General features: G+C 57.8%; 10 protein-coding genes. 3 read left to right on the top strand and 7 right to left on the bottom strand.

Annotated features, from left to right (window positions below):
- Positions 1 to 488: 488 nt before the first annotated feature.
- From NFR19_RS04840 to NFR19_RS04865, 6 genes are all read right to left on the bottom strand, one after another.
- Positions 489 to 1,028, bottom strand: coding sequence for a DUF2628 domain-containing protein (locus NFR19_RS04840; protein WP_251212665.1), 540 nt, complete (start codon positions 1,026 to 1,028; stop codon positions 489 to 491).
- A 122-nt stretch (positions 1,029 to 1,150) separates the two neighbouring features.
- Positions 1,151 to 1,921 (bottom strand): hypothetical protein, encoded by a 771-nt coding sequence (locus tag NFR19_RS04845; protein ID WP_251212666.1) that lies wholly within the window; start codon positions 1,919 to 1,921, stop codon positions 1,151 to 1,153.
- On the bottom strand, positions 1,908 to 2,177 hold the full coding sequence (locus NFR19_RS04850; protein ID WP_251212667.1) for a hypothetical protein: 270 nt from the start codon (positions 2,175 to 2,177) through the stop codon (positions 1,908 to 1,910). The genes NFR19_RS04845 and NFR19_RS04850 overlap by 14 nt, the downstream gene beginning before the upstream one ends.
- 75 nt (positions 2,178 to 2,252) lie before the next feature.
- A complete protein-coding gene (locus NFR19_RS04855; protein WP_251212668.1) occupies positions 2,253 to 3,017 on the bottom strand; it encodes a hypothetical protein in 765 nt (254 codons plus the stop codon).
- A gap of 118 nt (positions 3,018 to 3,135) precedes the next feature.
- Positions 3,136 to 3,696 carry a hypothetical protein gene (locus NFR19_RS04860; RefSeq protein WP_251212669.1) on the bottom strand — a complete coding sequence of 187 codons (561 nt, stop codon included), beginning with the start codon at positions 3,694 to 3,696 and terminating at the stop codon, positions 3,136 to 3,138.
- A 32-nt stretch (positions 3,697 to 3,728) separates the two neighbouring features.
- Complete coding sequence (locus tag NFR19_RS04865; RefSeq protein ID WP_251212670.1) at positions 3,729 to 13,076, bottom strand: DNRLRE domain-containing protein; 9,348 nt, start codon at positions 13,074 to 13,076, stop codon at positions 3,729 to 3,731.
- Positions 13,077 to 13,499: 423 nt separating this feature from the next.
- On the opposite strand from NFR19_RS04865, the gene NFR19_RS04870 reads away from it, so the two are divergent.
- The 3 genes from NFR19_RS04870 to groL all read left to right on the top strand — a co-directional run bounded on the left by NFR19_RS04870 (position 13,500) and on the right by groL (position 16,409).
- A complete protein-coding gene (locus NFR19_RS04870; RefSeq protein WP_251212671.1) occupies positions 13,500 to 14,168 on the top strand; it encodes a response regulator transcription factor in 669 nt (222 codons plus the stop codon).
- 266 nt (positions 14,169 to 14,434) lie between these two features.
- A complete protein-coding gene (locus tag NFR19_RS04875) occupies positions 14,435 to 14,725 on the top strand; it encodes a co-chaperone GroES (RefSeq protein WP_251212672.1) in 291 nt (96 codons plus the stop codon).
- 52 nt (positions 14,726 to 14,777) lie between these two features.
- Positions 14,778 to 16,409, top strand: a complete 1,632-nt coding sequence (gene groL, locus NFR19_RS04880; RefSeq protein ID WP_251212673.1) for a chaperonin GroEL — start codon at positions 14,778 to 14,780, stop codon at positions 16,407 to 16,409.
- 156 nt (positions 16,410 to 16,565) lie between these two features.
- On the opposite strand, the gene NFR19_RS04885 is transcribed toward groL, so the two are convergent.
- Positions 16,566 to 17,225, bottom strand: a complete 660-nt coding sequence (locus NFR19_RS04885; RefSeq protein WP_251212674.1) for a type II toxin-antitoxin system RelB/DinJ family antitoxin — start codon at positions 17,223 to 17,225, stop codon at positions 16,566 to 16,568.
- Between the last annotated feature and the right edge of the window lie 289 nt (positions 17,226 to 17,514).

Genomic DNA, 17,514 nt, shown 5'->3' on the forward strand with positions numbered 1-17,514 from the left:
TTCTTCTTGAACTCCAGACTGTACATGCAATCTTCCTTTTCACGAGATTACGTGTCCAGGAATTCGTCCGGAGCCCCGTGTATAGACAAAAAGTGCGCCTGCTATCAGGCATATAAATAGGGCGCTGGTTGCGATTGCGATTCTTTGTTTGCTTTGTCTGGTCATTTGCTACTCCCTGGTACTTTGTTGTTCAATTTCACAATGAAAACACCAAAAATGCGATCATTGGAAGAAAACTGCTCAAAGGTTGATCGAGTAAGCAAAGGCAAAGGACAAAGCAGGCAACGTAGATCGACGAGAGTGCAAGCGCAGGCCAAAAGCATTTTCGGTATGCCCAATACAGAGGGCCCAAATAGAAGCTAGCGTTGCTTGACATCTTGCCTGTTCTTAGGCCTTCTAACAGAAGCGATGTTTTGCTGGGATGCAGGTATGCTGGATGATCGTTACTTTCGATAAAGGCACGAAGAAGTTTGTAGAGTTGTTCTTCTTCAAGCATGGTTGATGATCGCAGCTGTCATAACAGCCACTAAAAAGGTGAAACATGTGAGATATATTACAGTGGCAATAAGAGCGGCAAGGTTGCTTGTTCCGCCGCATTGCCGCATGGTTGCACAAATTTCTGATTCATTCGAAGTTTGCATGCGTGCCTGGGCAAGGGCGTCTGTGGCTTGCTTGTGATAGATAGGGTAGAACATGAACGATGCGACAAGCATCGGTGCCTGACAGATCGAGCCGAATCCTAAAGGTGCACCTATGATGAATGCGCCTATGCAAGCGCAGAACAGCAGAGCTGCTGGGGCATAGCATTTACGATAGGCCCAATAAATCGGGCCAAAGAATAGCGTGAAAATACTAAAAGAGGGGCTTTGCGACATCTTCAAGATCATGTTTGCGGTTTTCTCGGGATGTACTACTGAGGCATTTCCTGTTCCTTCGATGAAGGCGCACAGGAAAGCATCGTTTTCAGATGGAGCATTGGTGTTAGGTAGCATGGTGCTTGGTGATACATCGAGCTTTTGATCGGGCATCTTATGCTTCGCTTCCCTTAGGATCAACATTGGGCCTCTAGTATTGTTGTTTTGGATCATATGGCCGCTTAAAAAAACTGCCCATTATAACGAATATCGTTAAATCATAATGGAGCGTAGAACTAGATATCGATGTACAGTTCCCGACCGTCATGGTTGTTCACGAACACCGCACGTTCTTCGCTATCCCAGCGAATGTCTCCAAGATGCCGATGCCAGACATCCGAACCATAGGGACGTTCATCGATCAGCAGTTTTTTTGCTATAAGAGCGCCATCGGGTTCGAAGATGAGCGCATATATCTTCAAGGATATTGTGTCATGCGAAACAACGATTCGAGCGATCCTGCCATTTGGAGATATCGCTTCACCCCATATCCACTCGTTCCGATACCCTTGCTCACGCACTTCGGCACAGGCTTTGCGTAGATTGCTCAAATCGGTGTCGCTCTGACGCTCTGCGACCCGAGATGCCGCTTCGATAAGATCGATCAGTGCCCGCTTCCGCTCAAGGTCTGAAGCATGGAGCAATGCGGATGGGTCGTAATCGAGCTGAACGACAAGCTCTCCGGGTTCTGTGACCCTGATCGTCTGTGTTGTGGGGGAGCCGCAAACCACCCAGATCTTCCAAAAATCATTTGAGGGAGTATGCTTAAGTAGGCGTTCTACCATTGAGGTCATGCAGTCCGCTATCATTCGGAAAGCATACCGATGCTCAAGCCATGCAGCAAGAGCCTGTGCTCGTTGCAGGCTATGGGGAGCGCTATGTTCGATCGACTCTCTGCCGGTATCATCGAGCCATTCCATGCCAATGGCTGTAAGGGAGTACGGATCAAACCCCGAGAGGTCATCTTCGTCGTGTTTCTCCCACCATTTGGGTTCACTCGCTACCATCGTTGCTCTTCTTCTCGAAGATAGTTGCAATGATCAGGTCGGATTCTGCCGGGACCCATTCAGCACAGAAGTCTTGGTAGTGTGTGTGGTGCAGAGTATTTTGTTCAGAGGGATCTTGCGGGGCCTGCAAGGCATCCTTGTACGTGTTCTGGAAGAAGCTGGCAAGCATTCCGAGCTCATCCAATGTGCACACTATTGTGAGATCCTTCAGGTCGACATAGCGAAGGGTCACTCTTTCACATCCTGCTAGTTGCATATAGTCTCCTGACTGCGTTTTGTGGGGGTATGTGTCTCGGCTGTTTTGCAAAGTTGCTGGTACAGGCAAGAATGCTCATAGGAACTTCCCTCGGTGGGATGTTCCAGACGAAGGATCGCTTCGTGTGAGGTTCCATTGAAGCCAGGCATCGATGCGCATGAGCTCCAGGTGCCCATTGGAGCCTGGAGCAAAAGCATCCGCATCCAAGGTAAGCATGCCTTCTTCTGGCATATTGGGTTGTGCCATAGAAACAAAGATGCTTGCAAGGCTAAGAAGCCCTAGATCATCTCCACTGAGATATGCCTCTTGCCCGCTTGCTGCTTGTAGCTTGAGATGGCCATGCAGATCGAAGTCGTCTTCGAAGTTTCCCTGTGCATCGCAGGGGCAATACTCAACGAAAGCTGTGCGTGTTGGAGGGTAATAAGGCACGTCTTGAGGTTGCTCAGCTCCGTGCTTCTCAGTGGTAGCAGCTGCTGTTGCATCTAGTGCCAGTTCATATATCTCATCGTAGGCCGCCTCTCCGCCAAAGGCAGAAAGGACGCGATCGTCAACGAAGAAGCAACCGTTGTCGTCCACTTCCTTTCTTCGCGCGATCGATAGCCATCCATGTGTTCGTTCTGGGCAAGGGAAGGTATCATCGAAACTTATATCATCCCAATCTTTCATGATCGGATGCGCGAACGACACGCAGGTAATAGCAAGAAAAAGGAACCCTTCCGCATTCGCGCAGATCAGGCAGCGCTCGTTTGCCATATCTATTGAAAGATAGCAATCATCATCCCATGCGTATCCAACAGATTGGTAGATGTTGTATAGAAAATAAGGTATAGCTGCTTTCATGGGCGCTGGGCTTCTCTAGAGGCGAATGGGAATGGTAGCAATGTTCCTATGACAGACCTCGCCCATTATAACGAATATCGTTATAAAAGATGTAATGGGCGCGCCTTAATATATACTCTCAACCTTGCGAAAAGAGCAAGGCAAACAGTTCATTTCCATACCAGGCTTGAAGCAGACCAGACCATACGAGAAGCATTACTACCAACAAGAATGCAACGGTCAGCAGAGAAGCCGCGAGTATAGCTGCAGGCATACTTGTTCCACCGTTGCGTTTGATGTATTGCAATAGGGCTTCACGGGTTGGTTGAGACATTTTCGCTTTGCAGATGATCTTTTCTGCGCGTTTGCGGTACACCCGAAAGAATAACGAAGAAGCCAGAAAATCAAGGAGTATCACAGCGAACCAATGAAAGAATGGTACGCAAATAAGATACAGAAGTGATAGGGCAACCGCTGGGAAAACGCATTTTCGATAGGCCCAATATATTGGTCCTAAATAGGCGCTCATCGCGCTGTGCCTAATGTTTCCTTTAATGCCTTCAAGCATCGTGTTCGTTTTGTCGGGGTGCAGATATGCTGGATGATCGTTGCCCTCAACGAAGGCACGTAAAAAAACACCAAGTTGTTCCTGTTCCTTAGGTGAGATCGATGATTGAGTTTTTTGATTTTTCTCTCTCAATATAGAACCTTCCAAAATCAAATTGAATATCACTATTTAAACTCGCTAAACAAAGGATTCTTTTTGGTGATTTCAAGAAGAGGCTCCCAAGCTATAGTCCCTACTTTTTTTATGATGCCTGCAGTGAAAAGGGATAGATATGCTTGAGTGAGTGCTTTGCCTTGGTTTTCGGTGTCTCCTTCAATTCTATATAACCCAGCATTAGCAAAATGAAGTATGAAGGGTGTAAAATCGCCAACAAGATCTAATCCAGTATGAAGTAACTCAGGGAATTTTATTCCATAGCTACGTTGGAGATCAGCTTGCATGTATGCGGCTGTTCCACAATAACGCTCGATAAGTATAGCGCGGTATCGCTGTGCAGTAGCTAGGTATCGGTTTGCAGCGCTCTTGTCGCCTCGTTGGGAGAATTGTCTCGCAAATCGGCTCAAGGAGCTGTAATAAACGTAGGAAGCGGGTGATAACCCTGCTCTTGTATTCTGGTTCCGAAGCTGCTTCTTTGCTTTTGCGATGCTAGCTGCAATGGATTTTGTTGAAAGCGAGCCGGATGTTGTTTTTTTAGAAAAGGAAGACAATTGGCTTCCGAGCCTTCCAGTTCGATTGCTGCGGGAAACATTTATTGAACCATATCCAGGAGGGCGAGAAAGATGCCCACTGGGGTCGATATACTTCATAGGATTAGCAAGGCAGTACAGATATCGGTTGAGGCTCAAAGGATCGGCCGGGTTGCCTAGCAGGCTGTCAGCGGTACCGAAGACGGCGGTTGTGGGATTGTAGTAGCGGGCGCGCAGGTATTGCAGCTGCGTGGTGGGGTTGTATTCCTCTGCGTTATAGCCGTAGGAGGGAAGCTCTCCCCAGGCGCTGCCTGCATCGGGTTCTCCGAATGGGTCATAGGTGCGCCAGGAGGTCACCTGGGCCTGCACGTTCACGGTTTGAGCCACCGAACCACGCCCGTCGTAGACATACGAGGTGATGGATGTGCTAGAGATGCTTGCCAGCCGTTCAAGGCCATATACCTCGTAGGAGGTGCCCGATCGGGTAGAGGTGGCGCTCATCACCTGCGACACCTCGGTCACCGATGAGTTCACGTAGCTCACGATGTCGTAATTGGTGTCGGTCACGTTGTGCGTGCGCGGGATGACCCCCAAAGCGCGCTTGACCGCATCCTCTTCGGTGGGGGCAAGCCCAATGCGAGACAGCTGATCCAGGGCATAGTCGGGAAGGCCCAGCGGCAAGCTGCGCGCATGCTTGGGCAAGAGCGCATCGGCAATATCCATGCCCAGCTGTGCTGCTGGCACGATCAGGGCTGGGTCTGCCGAGGCCAGGCAGGCGGCAGCCGTGGCACCGAAGCCGTACCAGAACAGATCGATGCTTCCGGTGGTGGCCAAGTCGGTGTTGAGGGGTGCGCCTTCGGGGCCGAAAGCATCTTCGTCTGAGCTGGGGTCAGCGTTGTTGCCGTTAGTGCCGGGGTCGGTCTCGGTGTGCTGCGTGTGGTAGATGTTGGTTTGCAAAACGCGGTTGCCATCGCCATCGTAGGTGGCAGCCATGAGCAAGCGGCCGCCTTCGCGCACCGCTTCCAGACGGTTCTCCACGCCGTAGGCGTATTCGATGGCAGGTGCGTCGTCGGCTTGCTGGGCGGTCAGGTTGCCCGCTTCGTCGTAGGCGTAGGTGGTGGTGCCGCTGTTCGTGCTGGTGGACCGTATCAGTCGGTCGTCGGCATCGTAGGTGTAGGTGGTGGTGTGGGCCTGGTCGCCTTCGCGCGTGACGGCTGTGCGGTTGCCGCAGGCGTCGTAGGCATAGCTTTCCTTCGACCACGTGCCATCGGCGGTCTGTTCGCACGATGCCAGCTTGCCGTCTGCGGTATAGGTGAACGTGCGCAGGGTGGCATGGGCGGCACCGGTGGTGTCGGCCATGGTGGAGGTTTCGGTTGCTATGTTGCCTTCGCCATCGTAGGTATAGGCATAGCTGGACAGTGGACCTGCGGGCCCGGTGGTGGTCATGCTGGTCAGTTGTCCCGCTTCGTCATAGACGTAGGCGGTCTGGGTGCCATCGGGGCGCGTCAGGTGGGTGGGGCGGTCCTCTTCGTCGTAGGTGTAGTCGTAGGTGCCCGTATCGGTGGCAACCTGAATGATGTTGCCGTTCTGGTCGTAGGCATAGGCAACCTGCGTACCATCGGGATAGGTCAGCGTGGTCAGGTTGCCCAAGGCGTCGTATTCGTAGCGCAGCGTGCGTCCTTGCCCATCGGTCTCGGCGGTGATGCGGCCCAGTTCGTCGTGCTCGAAAGAGGATTCGCCGGTGGGGTCTGTGCGCGCTGTCATGCGGCCTTCGGCATCGTAGGAATACAGGACGGATTGGTCGGGTGCGGTGCTGTAGCTTTTCTCGGCAAGGTTGTTCAGGGCATCGTAGTCGTAGCGAGTGGTGGCGCCGTTCGGTGCGATGGCAGCCTGCACGCGGCTTTGCATGTCGTATTCCAGCTGCTCCACCGCACCGGAGGGGCTGGTGATGGCGGTAAGGTTGTTCTCTTCGTCGTAGGTGTAGGAGCGCACGCGGTCAAGCGCGTCGGTGATCTGGGTCAGGTTCCCCATGGAATCGTATGCGTAGGAGGTGCGCGTGCCGTCGGCTGCTTCCACGCCGGTCAGATTGCCCGCAGCATCGTACTCATAGGCCATGGTGGCCTCAGTGCGGTCGGTCGTGCGCACCAGGCGATCGGTGGCGTCGTATTCGTAGGAGCGCGCACGGCCCAAAGGATCGGTTTCTTGGATGAGGTTGTCGGCCGCATCGTATGCGTAGGTGGTAAGGGCGCCCGTGGCATCGGTGGCTTGGATCAGGCGGTCGTTCTTATCGTATGCGAACGTGCGCTGGTTGCCGCGCGCGTCGGTGGATGCCACCAGGTTGCCCACTTCGTCGTAGGCAAGCGTTGCCGTTGCCGATCCAATGCGCTGTTCCACTATGTTGCCACGCCCGTCGTATGCCAGCTGTGCGGTGGTGCCTTGGGCGTCTGTGGTGCCGATCAGGCGGTCGGCCAGGTCATAGGCATAGGTGGTGGCGGCACCGGTGCGGTTCGTTTCGCGCGTCAGGTTGCCCCGCGCGTCGTATTCATAGGCGGTGGTGGCACCTGTGGCGTCGATGGCCTTGGTCATGCGCGAGAGGGCATCGTAGGTATACGTTTGCTGGGCGCCCATGTTGTCGCGTTCGGCCATCACCACATCTGCGGTGCCGTATTCGAACGTGCGCGTGTAGCCTTTGGGCGTGGTAAGGGTGGTCAGGCGGCCTGCGCTGTCGTATTCGTAGGTGTAGCGCGCGCCGTTGGGCTGCACTTGCGCGAGCACCGTGTCAGCGGGGCTGATCTCGTAGGTGGTGGTGTTTCCTGCCGCATCGGTGGAGCTGGTCACGTTGCCATGCGTATCGTAGGCATAGGTGGTTTGGGCGCCTGCCGCATTGGTTGTGGCCACCATGTTGCCCATGATGTCGTAGGCGAACGTGCGCGTGTTGTTCCGGCCGTCGGTGTGGGCTATCAGCTGGCCTTCGGCGTCGTAGGTGAAGGTGTTCGTGTCGCCTTCGGGCCGGGTCAGTGTGGTCAGATTGCCCAGTGCATCGTAGGTGATGGTGGTGGTGCGGCCTAACGCATCAGTGACGCTGGTCAGCTGCGCTGCGGCATCGTAGGCATAGGTGGAGATGAAGCCATCCTCGTCGATCTCTTGTATGGCGTTGCCCACGGCGTCATAGGTGAAGGTGCGCGCGTAGCCTGCAGGATCCATCTGGCGGATCAGGTTGCCGCAGGCATCATAGGCATACGCTGTGCGCGCACCTTCGGGCAGCACGCTTGCCAGCAGCGCGCCACGGGCGTCGTATTCGTATGCGGTGGTATTGCCCAAGGCGTCGGTGACAGCGGTCATGTTGCCCATGGCATCGTATTCGTAGGCGGTGGCAGTGCCGTCGAAGTCGGTTTCTTCGATGACGTTGCCCCATGCGTCGTAGGCCATGTGAGCCGTGCGGCCCAGCGCGTCGGTGGTGGAGGTGGTGCGCCCTGCGCCGTCATAGGAGAAGGTCTGCTGCCCGGTGGCACTGCTGCTCTGAGCGATCAGGCGGTCGCGTGCATCATAGGCATATTCGATGGACACATTTGCGGGGTCGGTGGCGTGGGTCAGGTTGCCAACCGCATCGTAGGCGTATTCATAGACAGCACCAGAAGGAAGGGTGATGCGGGCGATGTTGCCTGCGGCGTCGTAGGCGGCGTGCGTTGTGCGGGCCAGAGCGTCGGTCAGGGCAATGGGGCGGTTGGCCTTATCGTAGGCGGTGGTGCGCACACCCCCGGCTGCATCGGTGGTGGACGTTTGGTTCCCTGCCGCATCGTAGGCGTAGGTGGTGGTGCGGCCTAGCGCGTCCGTATGCGCGATCAGGCGCCCTTCGCTGTCATAGGTGCTGCGTGCGGTGTTGCCAGCGGCATCGGTTTCGGCCACGGTGTTGCCAGCGGCGTCGTATTCGTAGGTTGCGGTGTTGCCCGCGGCATCGGTGGCAGCGGTCACGCGGTCTGCGCCATCATAAGTAAGCTGGGCGGTGGCGCCGGTGGGGCCTGTTACGCGCACCACGCGGCCTGCGGCATCGTATTCAAAGGCGGAGGTGCTTCCTGCTGCATCGGTAGTAGCGGTCATGTTGCCCGCATCGTCGTAGGCGTACGAGGTCAGATGCCCGGCTTGGTCAGTGCTCAGCAGGCGACCAGCCGAAGAATAGGTCAAGGTGGAAACGGTGCCGACTGCGTCTTGATAAGCGCTGATAAGCTGGCCGGGCAGCCAGGTGGCCTGTTCGCTCGTGCCATCGGGGTAGGTGATGGAGGCAAGGTTTCCCGCGTTGTCGTAGGCGTATGCGGTGGTGTTGCCGTTCGCATCGGTGATGCTGGCTACGTTGGTGGTGGTGCCTTCGTAGGCGGTCTGTTCGGTAACACCGTCGGGTAGCGTGACGCACGTTTGGCGGCCGCGGCCATCCCAGGCATATTCGGTGCGATTCCCCTCGGCGTCGATGGAGGCGCTCACGCGATGGCGGTTGTCGTATTCGGTGCGGTTGGTGGCACCCAAGGCGTTCGTTTCACTCAGCTGGTTGCCGCAAGCGTCATAGGCGTAGGTGGTGGTGGCGCCCGTGCTGTCGGTCATGGAGGTAATGTTGTAGGTGGAATCGTAGGTGAAGGTGGTGGTGGCGCCGCGTGGGTCGGTAGCTGATGCCAGTAGGCCAGCAGCGGTCAGGCGGTAGCTGGTGCGGGCGCCTTCGGCATCGGTCTGCGATGTGATGCGCCCCAAGGCGTCATAGGTCGTGCGGGAAGTGTTGCCCAGCGCGTCGGTCGTAGACACGCAACGTCCCATGGCGTCGTAGCCATACCGGGTGGTGTTGCCAAGGCTATCGGTGGAACTGGTCATCAGCGCGCCGCGCCAGGTGTAGGTGGTGCGCACGCCATCGGCGTCGGTCTCGGCTCTCAGGCGGCCCATGGTGTCGTATTCGCGTTCGAAGCTCTGCCCGCTGGTGTGGGATTCGCGTATCTGGTTGCCGAACGCATCGTATGCGTAGGTGGCCACATCCCCGTCGGGGGTCGCGGTGCGGGTGAGGCGGTTCCGCTCGTCGTATTCCCATGTGGTCGTGCGGCCTTCGGGTGTGGTCTGCGCGATCAGGTTGCCGTTCGCATCGTAGCGGTAGGTGCCCTGCTCGTCCGAGGTCAGTGTGTTGTTCGCGCCATAGGTGCGCGTGACCTCCCAGCCGTCGGCATACGTGATGCCGGTGGTGCGCATCTGGTCGTCGTAGCGATAGACGGTGATGTTGCCGTTCGCGTCGGTGGCCGTGGTGGTATGGGCTGCGTAGCTGAGTGATGAAGCGTGTCCGGCAGCGTCGTACTGGCGCACCACGCGGCCCTGCGCGTCGTAGACGTTCTTCACCACGCGAGTGCCAGCTGCGTCGTACCAGGCGGTCATGCGGTTTCGCGCGTCGTATTCATAGTGCAGGGTGGCACCGGTGGCATCCACTACTGACACCAGATTGTCGTTGTTGTCGTAGGCATAGCGCACGGTGTTGCCATCGGGCAGCGTGACGGCGCCAATATGCCCGCGACCGTCCATCTTCACGCCGAAGACGCGCCCAGTGGGCGAGGTGATGGAGGTCAGCTGCATGCTGGCGTCATAGGTCAAGGCGGTGTGCAGGCCTTGGGTGGAATACAGATCGGTCAGCAGGCCCCAGCCGTTGAAGCAGCGGTAGCTGCCATCAGTGGCGTGCAGCTCGAAGCGATGGAGCGTGGGTCGCACCCCCTCGGCGTCGGGTTCGCCCGCATAGGGAATGCGTTTCAGCTCCCAGTCGAAGCCGTCGGGGCAGGTGTAGCCACCCTTGCCGTCAGGGGTGAACCACAGCGTCTTGCCGTCGCCTGCGGTATAGATCAGCGAGCCATCCGCCGATTGGGATATCTGTTCGGCATAGGCGAAGCTCCAATTGCGGCCCAGCAGGCTTTGGGCTCCTTCGTTCTTCGAGTTGTAGGTGCGCATCAAGGTGAAGTCGCCCTCTATTTCGGGCAGCGTGGCATCGGTGGCCTCTAACATGAAGTTGCCGGTGTTCATATTCACCGGTTCGAAGCCGTATTCGCAATGCTTTCCGCGTCCCATCAAGGCCGAGTCGATGCGCCGCTTCTGATCTTCGGTCAAGGTGGTGGGGTTGTAGGCCACGTTCGTCTTGGGGTTGCGCACGAAGATGGTATTGCCGTTGACCACCAGGCTATCTTGCACGCGGTTGTCCTTCGCCAGCGTTTCCAGCGTCACGCCGTAGTGGTTAGCGATATAGGGGAGAGTGTCCTTCAACGATGCCTTGTAGACCAGAAACCTGTCGGAGGTGGCTTCGGTGCCGGTCTGGCCGACCAAGGTGGCGGCGGCGCGCACCACGTACACGGTGTTGTAACTGAGGTTCGAGAAGACGCCGCTCTGCCAGTTCGAAAGCTTGTCCTTGTAGCGCGTGCCGTTGGGGACTTGGTCTTGCCAAGAGGTCGAATCGGGGTACTTGTAGCTTCGGCTGGCATAGGCTATGCCGCGTTGACCCGCAGGGTCCAGCGTGTAGGACACGAGCGAGCGTGGAGTGGCCATGCCGTCAGTGAACACGCCGTCAAGTTGCAGCTTGTTGTTGGCGTCATGTTCGGTGATGGTGCGCAGGTTCACCGTCGTGTTGTTCAGGGGCCACGCCTCGTCCACCGGGTCGGGTATCACCCAGTTGATCTCCATCTTCGGAGGCGTGCTGCTGAAGCGGTTCTCGAACAGTTCGCACTGGGACGATTCGTTCTCCGCTTTCACGCAGAGGCCGAACTGGGGGTACACGTCCTGTATCCAGTTGTTTACGGCTTCGCGCACATCCCAGTTCACGTAACCTCTCGAGGTGCGGGCGCGCTGATAATCGAGGGCCTCGTGGCGCAGGCTGACCTGGGTATCCCAGGTCAGGTTGTTCGGGTCCCAACCATCCATGATGCGGAAGAGGCCGAAGTTGGTGCCGCCGCCGCTGTAGGTGCTACCTTGGTAGAGCGAGAACGTGGCTGAATCGATGCGCGCCTCCGACATGATGTAGCGGAAGTCGTAGTTGATGGAGGCGTACACGCGGCAGATGGCGTGGCCCAATCCATGGTTGAAGTCGCCGGTGCCGGTTTTCACACCGTCGTCGTAGCCTGCGTAGGAGTAGCCGTTCTCGCCGATGATCTGGTCGTGCCAGCGCTGTTCGACGCAGGCCACGCGTACGGAGCTGGATGCCACGTCGATGGTAGGATCGATGCGGACGGGAAAGGCGCGTTCGGAGTGGGAGAGCCATGTCCAATCGGGGTCGGTGTATATGACGGTTTCGCCGTTGGCGTTGGTTTCCAAGCGCAGGCTGACGTCGTTGGATATCTTGCCACCGGCATCTGTGGCGATGGGCGCCGCGATGCTGAGCACTTCGGTGGATTCGGGCGCCGTGTCTGGTTCGTCAGGCGCATCTGCGGTACTCGAAGTGTCGCGGACTACCACGATGCCATTCTCTAAAGAGGCGCTCAGACCCTCGGAGAGCTTGAGGCGTGTGGCGAAAGTACGCTGCTCGGTCGGCTGATTCAGGATGATGTCTTCTTTGACGAGCGATCCGACCAGCGTATATTGGTAGTCGATCCCGGGCGCTACTTCGGTATAGCGCACGGCGGTGCCTTCGGCCGACGACCGGGAAAAATCGCCTTCTTCGGGTATGAGTTCAATGCGGTGGTCGTCCTTCTCTATGACGAGCCCGCGGCCTTCGTCCATCTTGTCAGGCAGAGCGGCAGTGAAGCTGTTAGCGCGGTTCTCGTAGACCACATCGTCGTTAAACCACGAGACATCCTTCGCTTCCAGCGTATTATCGATGCGTTGTGGGTCGCCGTTCTCGTCGAGGTATGCCTGTGCGATTCCCCCGATCACCGTGGTGAAAGCGGTGCGATCGGTCTGGAAGACGGTCACCTGGTCGTCGGTGTAGACGACGTCTCCTTCGGTCTGCGAATCGGTTCCGTAGTAGTCAAGCGGCGCTGGTGCTGGTGCGTCGGGCTGTTGATCGGCGGCACCGGCGATGGTGTTCGGTGTGTTTTGGGTGGCGGCATTCGTGGTGCCAGGTCGGGGATCGTTTCCCCCTGCGCTCCCTGACGGAGCGGTCGCAGAAGCCTGATCGGATGCGGGAGGCTCGTAGATGTCGGGCGTGCTCTGCGTGCCCCCGCCTTCGTTGGTCGCAGGATCGGCGAAGGCGATGGGCGTGTTGCCGAACAGCGAGAACGCAAGGCAGAGGGATAGGATGCAGGCGATGGTCTGGTTGGCGTGGCGCGTGAAGGAAGTGGATGGGGTAGGGATGAGCGCGCGGAGCGCCTTGGGGGCTGGGATGCCGGCGCGCCCGGCGACCCATATGCGCCCGAATGCCACGATGTGAAGGGCGCCGAGCGCCGCTGCCAGCATTGCTACCAAGGCATACCGAAGGGGCAAGAGAGGTATCAGGCTACACAGGAACCATCCTGCCGCTCCTGTCATCGTGACGATGGCGGTCATGAAGAGCATGGTGGCATAGAGGCTTGGAAGGCATTGCGGAGAGGCGTGGGAATGGGTGCGGCGCGGGTGCGCATTCAGGGGCGCGATGGCGTTCGCGAGGGCAAGAGCGAAGAGTGGGTAGGCGAACAGCGCTGCTATGGCTGCGGTGGCATGTAGGATGCTCAGGGTGACCCCTATGCCGAATAGGGGCATGATGGTTGCCTGGAGCCCCCAGGCGAGCAGGCCGTTCAAAAGAGCGGCGATCGCTATGCATGCTGCGATGAGGCTGATGGATGCGATGACGCGCTTTGCTGTTGTGCGTGTGGTGGTTGTAGTAGTACGTGCGTGCTTGCCAGACCCCTGCATCAAGTTCCCTCCAAAGACGTGCATTTCGCCTGCACGAGCAACGGTTCGTTGCTGCATGTGAGCTTGTGGGTCGATGCGTGGGTTCATGTGTACTGCGTCTGCATCACGACGGTGTCGCTACTGTTGGCCGTGGTGCCCTCTCCTGAGGTGCGCTCGGCCAGCCACCGTCGTCATGCATATTACTATACGTTAAATATGTAACGTTAATCGTTATTTACATTTTGGATGTTTTTTCTGAATCATTGAGAACAATAAGATGAGAGGCGGCGCTCTAGAATCGCTATAGAATAGAGGGAAGCCCTAGAAGAGAGAGAGCAGCCCTCAAGGCAGCGCAGACGAAGCGATGGCAGCCTTCAAGACAGTACCGGTGAAGCGGCAATGGTCTTCAAAACAAGATTGAGGCCACCAAGGAAGCGAGGCATCATGGCCGATCCCATACGCGTGCTCATAGCGGACGACCAAGAGCTGATCCGCAGCGGATTCAAAGCCATTTTGAGCGCGTATCCCGACCTTGAGGTGGTGGGTGCGGCGGCCGATGGGCGTCAAGCGGTTGAGTTGGCTCAGCAGTTGCGGCCCGATGTGGTGCTCATGGATATTCGTATGCCGCAGCTTGACGGCATCAGCGCTACGCGCGATATCACCGGGAATCCCACGCTTGCCAAGACGCACGTGTTGGTGCTGACCACCTTCGACCTTGACCAGTATGTCTACGATGCGTTGGAGGCGGGCGCTAGCGGGTTTCTGCTCAAGGATGCCGATCCGGACGAGATGGTGCGCGCCGTGCGCGTGGTGGCGGCAGGTGATGCGCTGATCCAGCCTTCGGTGATGCGGCGGCTCGTGCAGGACTTCGCGGCGCAGGGAAAGCGGCGCGCCGGAAGCGCCGAGCAACAGCAGCGGGTAGATGATCTGACCGATCGCGAGCGCGAGATACTCGTGCTGGTGGCGCGGGGGCTCTCGAACGATCAGATCGGCCAGGAACTGTTCATCTCGCCCGCTACGGTGAAGACGCATATCGCGCGCATCATGGGCAAGACCGATGCGCACGACCGCGCCCAGCTGGTGGTGTTCGCCTACGAAGCTGGCCTGGTGTAGCGCGCTCGGCTGTCGCGTGATTTCGCGAACGACCCGAAGAGGCAGCAGGCTACGCGGCAGGGCGGAGAAGCAGAGCGGAGGAGCGCGCTTGTAAGGCGGCGCCCGGCCGTGACGATATTGTGGTGCTCGCGGAACAACTCGGAAACTTTTCAGAAAAGTTAGCAATCTCGGTATGAGAGTGCTAAATGAATGCTAACATATCCGATCGTGCGACAAAGAAACGATAGCTGCACCGAATGAATGCACCGATCGAAAAGGAGCAAAGCATGAATCTGAAGCCGCTGGGCGACCGCGTCATCATCAAGCAGGACGAGGCCGAGACCACTACTGCGTCGGGCCTGTTTCTGGCCGGCGACAGCAAAGAGAAGCCGCAGACCGGCACTGTGCTGGCTGTAGGCGAGGGCCGTTTGGACAAAGACGGCAACAAGGTGCCGGTGCCCGTGAAAGAGGGCGACCGCGTGGTGTACAGCAAGTATGGCGGAAACGAGATCCTGTGCGACGACGAGGAAGTGCTCATCGTGCGCGCGGACGACATCTACGCTGTGTTCGCCAAATAGCAGCGTCTTCGCTGATTCCTTGTTTATAAACCGAGAAAGGACAAGATAGACAATGGCAAAGGCTATTACATTCGATCAGGACGCGCGCGCCAAGCTGGGCGAGGGCGTCAAGAAGCTCTCTGACGCCGTGAAGGTGACGCTGGGGCCGAAGGGCCGCTACGTGGCGCTGGAGAAGAGCTACGGCGCACCCACCATCACCAACGATGGCGTGACCGTTGCCAAGGAAGTGGAGCTGGAGGATCCCATCGAGAACATGGGCGCTCAGCTGGTGCGCGAAGTGGCTGTGAAGACCAACGACGTTGCCGGCGACGGTACCACCACCGCCACGCTGTTGGCTGACGTCATCGTGAGCGACGGGTTGAAGAACGTGACCGCTGGCTCCGATGCGCTGGCCATCCGTCGCGGCATCGAGCAGGCTACCGACGCGGTGGTGGAGGCCATCAAGAAGGCTTCCAAGAACGTGTCCACCAAAGAGCAGATCGCTGCGGTGGGCACCATCTCCGCGGGCGACCCCGTCATCGGCGAGAAGATCGCCGAAGCGATGTCCACCGTGGGCAAAGACGGTGCCATCAGCGTTGAAGAGAGCCAGACCTTCGGCATCGAGATGGATATCGTCGAGGGCATGCAGTACGACCGCGGCTACATCAGCCCCTACATGGCCACCGATATGGAGAAGATGGAGGCGGTGCTGAAAGACCCCTACATCATGCTGACCGACCAGAAGGTCTCCAACGTGCAGGACTTCATCCCGCTGCTGGAAGAGGTCATGCGCAGCGGGCGTCCGCTGTTCTTGGTGGCCGAGGATGTTGACGGCGAGGCACTGGCCACGCTGCTTCTGAACAAGCTGCGCGGCACGCTGAACGTGGTCGCCATCAAGGCGCCGGGCTTCGGCGATCGCCGCAAGCGCATCCTGGAGGACATCGCTGCGGTCACTGGCGCTCAGGTGATCGACAAGGACTTCGGCATGACGCTGGCTGACGCCACCATCGACATGATGGGCACCGCCAAGACCGTGAAGGTGACCAAGGACAACGCGCTGATCGTTGACGGCGCGGGCAAGAAGGCCGACATCAAGGCGCGCATTGCGCAGATCAAGGCCGAGCTGGAGCGCACTGAAAGCGATTTCGACCGCGAGAAGCTGCAAGAGCGCCTGAGCAAGCTTTCCGGCGGCGTGGCCGTGCTGAAGGTGGGCGCTGCTACCGAAAGCGAGCTCAAGGAGAAGAAGAGCCGCATCGAGGACGCGCTGCAGGCAACGCGCGCGGCCGTGGAGGAAGGCATCGTGGCTGGCGGCGGCGTGGCGCTGGTGGATGCTATCCCGGTGCTGGACAAGCTGAAGGTGGAGGCCGACGAGCAGGTGGGCGTCGACATCATTCGCCGTGCTCTGGAGGCTCCGCTGCGCGCCATCGCTGAGAACGCTGGCTATGAGGGCAGCGTTGAGGTGGCTGAGGTGAAGAAGGCCAAGAAGGGCACTGGCCGCAACTACAAGACCGGCGAGTGGGGCGAGATGATCGCCATGGGCGTGAACGATCCGGTGAAGGTGACCCGCACGGCGCTGCAGAGCGCAGCTTCGGTCGCCAGCTTGATCCTGATCACCGAGGCGACCATCAACGAGATCCCCTCGGAGGGCCCGGATCTGTCCGCTCTGGCTGGCGCTATGGGTGGCGGCGCAGGCGGCATGTACTAAGTCGCAAGAAAGGCTGACATGCGTGCGGGGACCGGAGCGCTCAGTTGCTCGAACAGTCCTCGCTTTGGAAGGGCCCCTACGGGGGCCCTTCGTCGTTGTGGAGCTTGCGTGGGTGAGCATCTCCGGCCCTCGTGCAGCAAAGATGCGGCATGTGCCCTACAACCAGTTCTTATTGAATGTCTCCACGCGGAATCCTGTGAGAGTGCTCCGTGCTGCAGTGAGGCAGGCATCGAAAGATTGGCGGCTCTTCGCATAGATGCGCACGGCCAAGCAGATGGTCTCGCTGTCTTGGATGACCACATCGTTGGCCAGAAGCTCGAGCACCGTGCCGATGAGCGTGCGGGGCACCTGATACGTCTCCTCCAGTTCACGCACGGTTCTCACCACTGACCCGGGGTATGTTCTCGCTTGACCCGATCCTATGATCCGGCGCGCCTTAGCTGATTGCCTCGAATCATTGTCGAGGAGGTATCGGAGGAGGACCGTCTCATCCACGATAACGGTCTCGCCCTCGTTGCTGTCGGCAATGAGCGGTGGTGTGCGCTTGTCCTTCTCTTCCCGCTTCGCTAGCCACTCTGCGCGCTCAGTCCCAGTCAGCTCTGGCTTGCCGTAATGCCTGAGCTTTCCAAAGGCATTCGTCTTGCCCTTGCCAACGCTCAAGCGAGGGACGAAGGGCATCTGGCGCTCATTGACAGCTTGCGCGATGAACATGCGCACAGCATCGGAGATGGTTATACCAAGGGCGTAGAAGAGCTCGTCGGCCTGTTTTTTTAGATCGTTTTCTATGCGGATTTGTATCGTTGCTTGCTTGGGCATGTCTTCCCCTCAGGTGGTTCGGTGGTTTCTCATTTCGCAGAATAGGGTTCGCTCGAGTCCATCTCATAATGAAATTCCAGTATAAATGATTATGATGTAGTGCAATCGTACTACATAAGTATCTATGAAAAGCATCGGGCGCTTTTTGATCTCCGCAAGATTCGAAAAATCGATAGATAAAATTTCAACCTCTTGGGTCGATTGCCAATCTGGTATGCGATGTATATAAAGTACGCAATGATTCTGAAAGGCACTTGTTGTCCATCCGTTGACTTCGATCTCTTCCTAT

Source organism: Adlercreutzia murintestinalis (assembly GCF_943192905.1).
Lineage (GTDB): Bacteria > Actinomycetota > Coriobacteriia > Coriobacteriales > Eggerthellaceae > Adlercreutzia_A > Adlercreutzia_A murintestinalis.

Coding starts and splice junctions, on each gene's coding strand:
- NFR19_RS04840 (WP_251212665.1), bottom strand. CDS start 1,028: ATGCCCGATCAAAAGCTCGATGTATCACCAAGCACCATGCTACCTAAC.
- NFR19_RS04845 (WP_251212666.1), bottom strand. CDS start 1,921: ATGGTAGCGAGTGAACCCAAATGGTGGGAGAAACACGACGAAGATGAC.
- NFR19_RS04850 (WP_251212667.1), bottom strand. CDS start 2,177: ATGCAACTAGCAGGATGTGAAAGAGTGACCCTTCGCTATGTCGACCTG.
- NFR19_RS04855 (WP_251212668.1), bottom strand. CDS start 3,017: ATGAAAGCAGCTATACCTTATTTTCTATACAACATCTACCAATCTGTT.
- NFR19_RS04865 (WP_251212670.1), bottom strand. CDS start 13,076: ATGCAGGGGTCTGGCAAGCACGCACGTACTACTACAACCACCACACGC.
- NFR19_RS04870 (WP_251212671.1), top strand. CDS start 13,500: ATGGCCGATCCCATACGCGTGCTCATAGCGGACGACCAAGAGCTGATC.
- NFR19_RS04875 (WP_251212672.1), top strand. CDS start 14,435: ATGAATCTGAAGCCGCTGGGCGACCGCGTCATCATCAAGCAGGACGAG.
- groL (WP_251212673.1), top strand. CDS start 14,778: ATGGCAAAGGCTATTACATTCGATCAGGACGCGCGCGCCAAGCTGGGC.
- NFR19_RS04885 (WP_251212674.1), bottom strand. CDS start 17,225: ATGCCCAAGCAAGCAACGATACAAATCCGCATAGAAAACGATCTAAAA.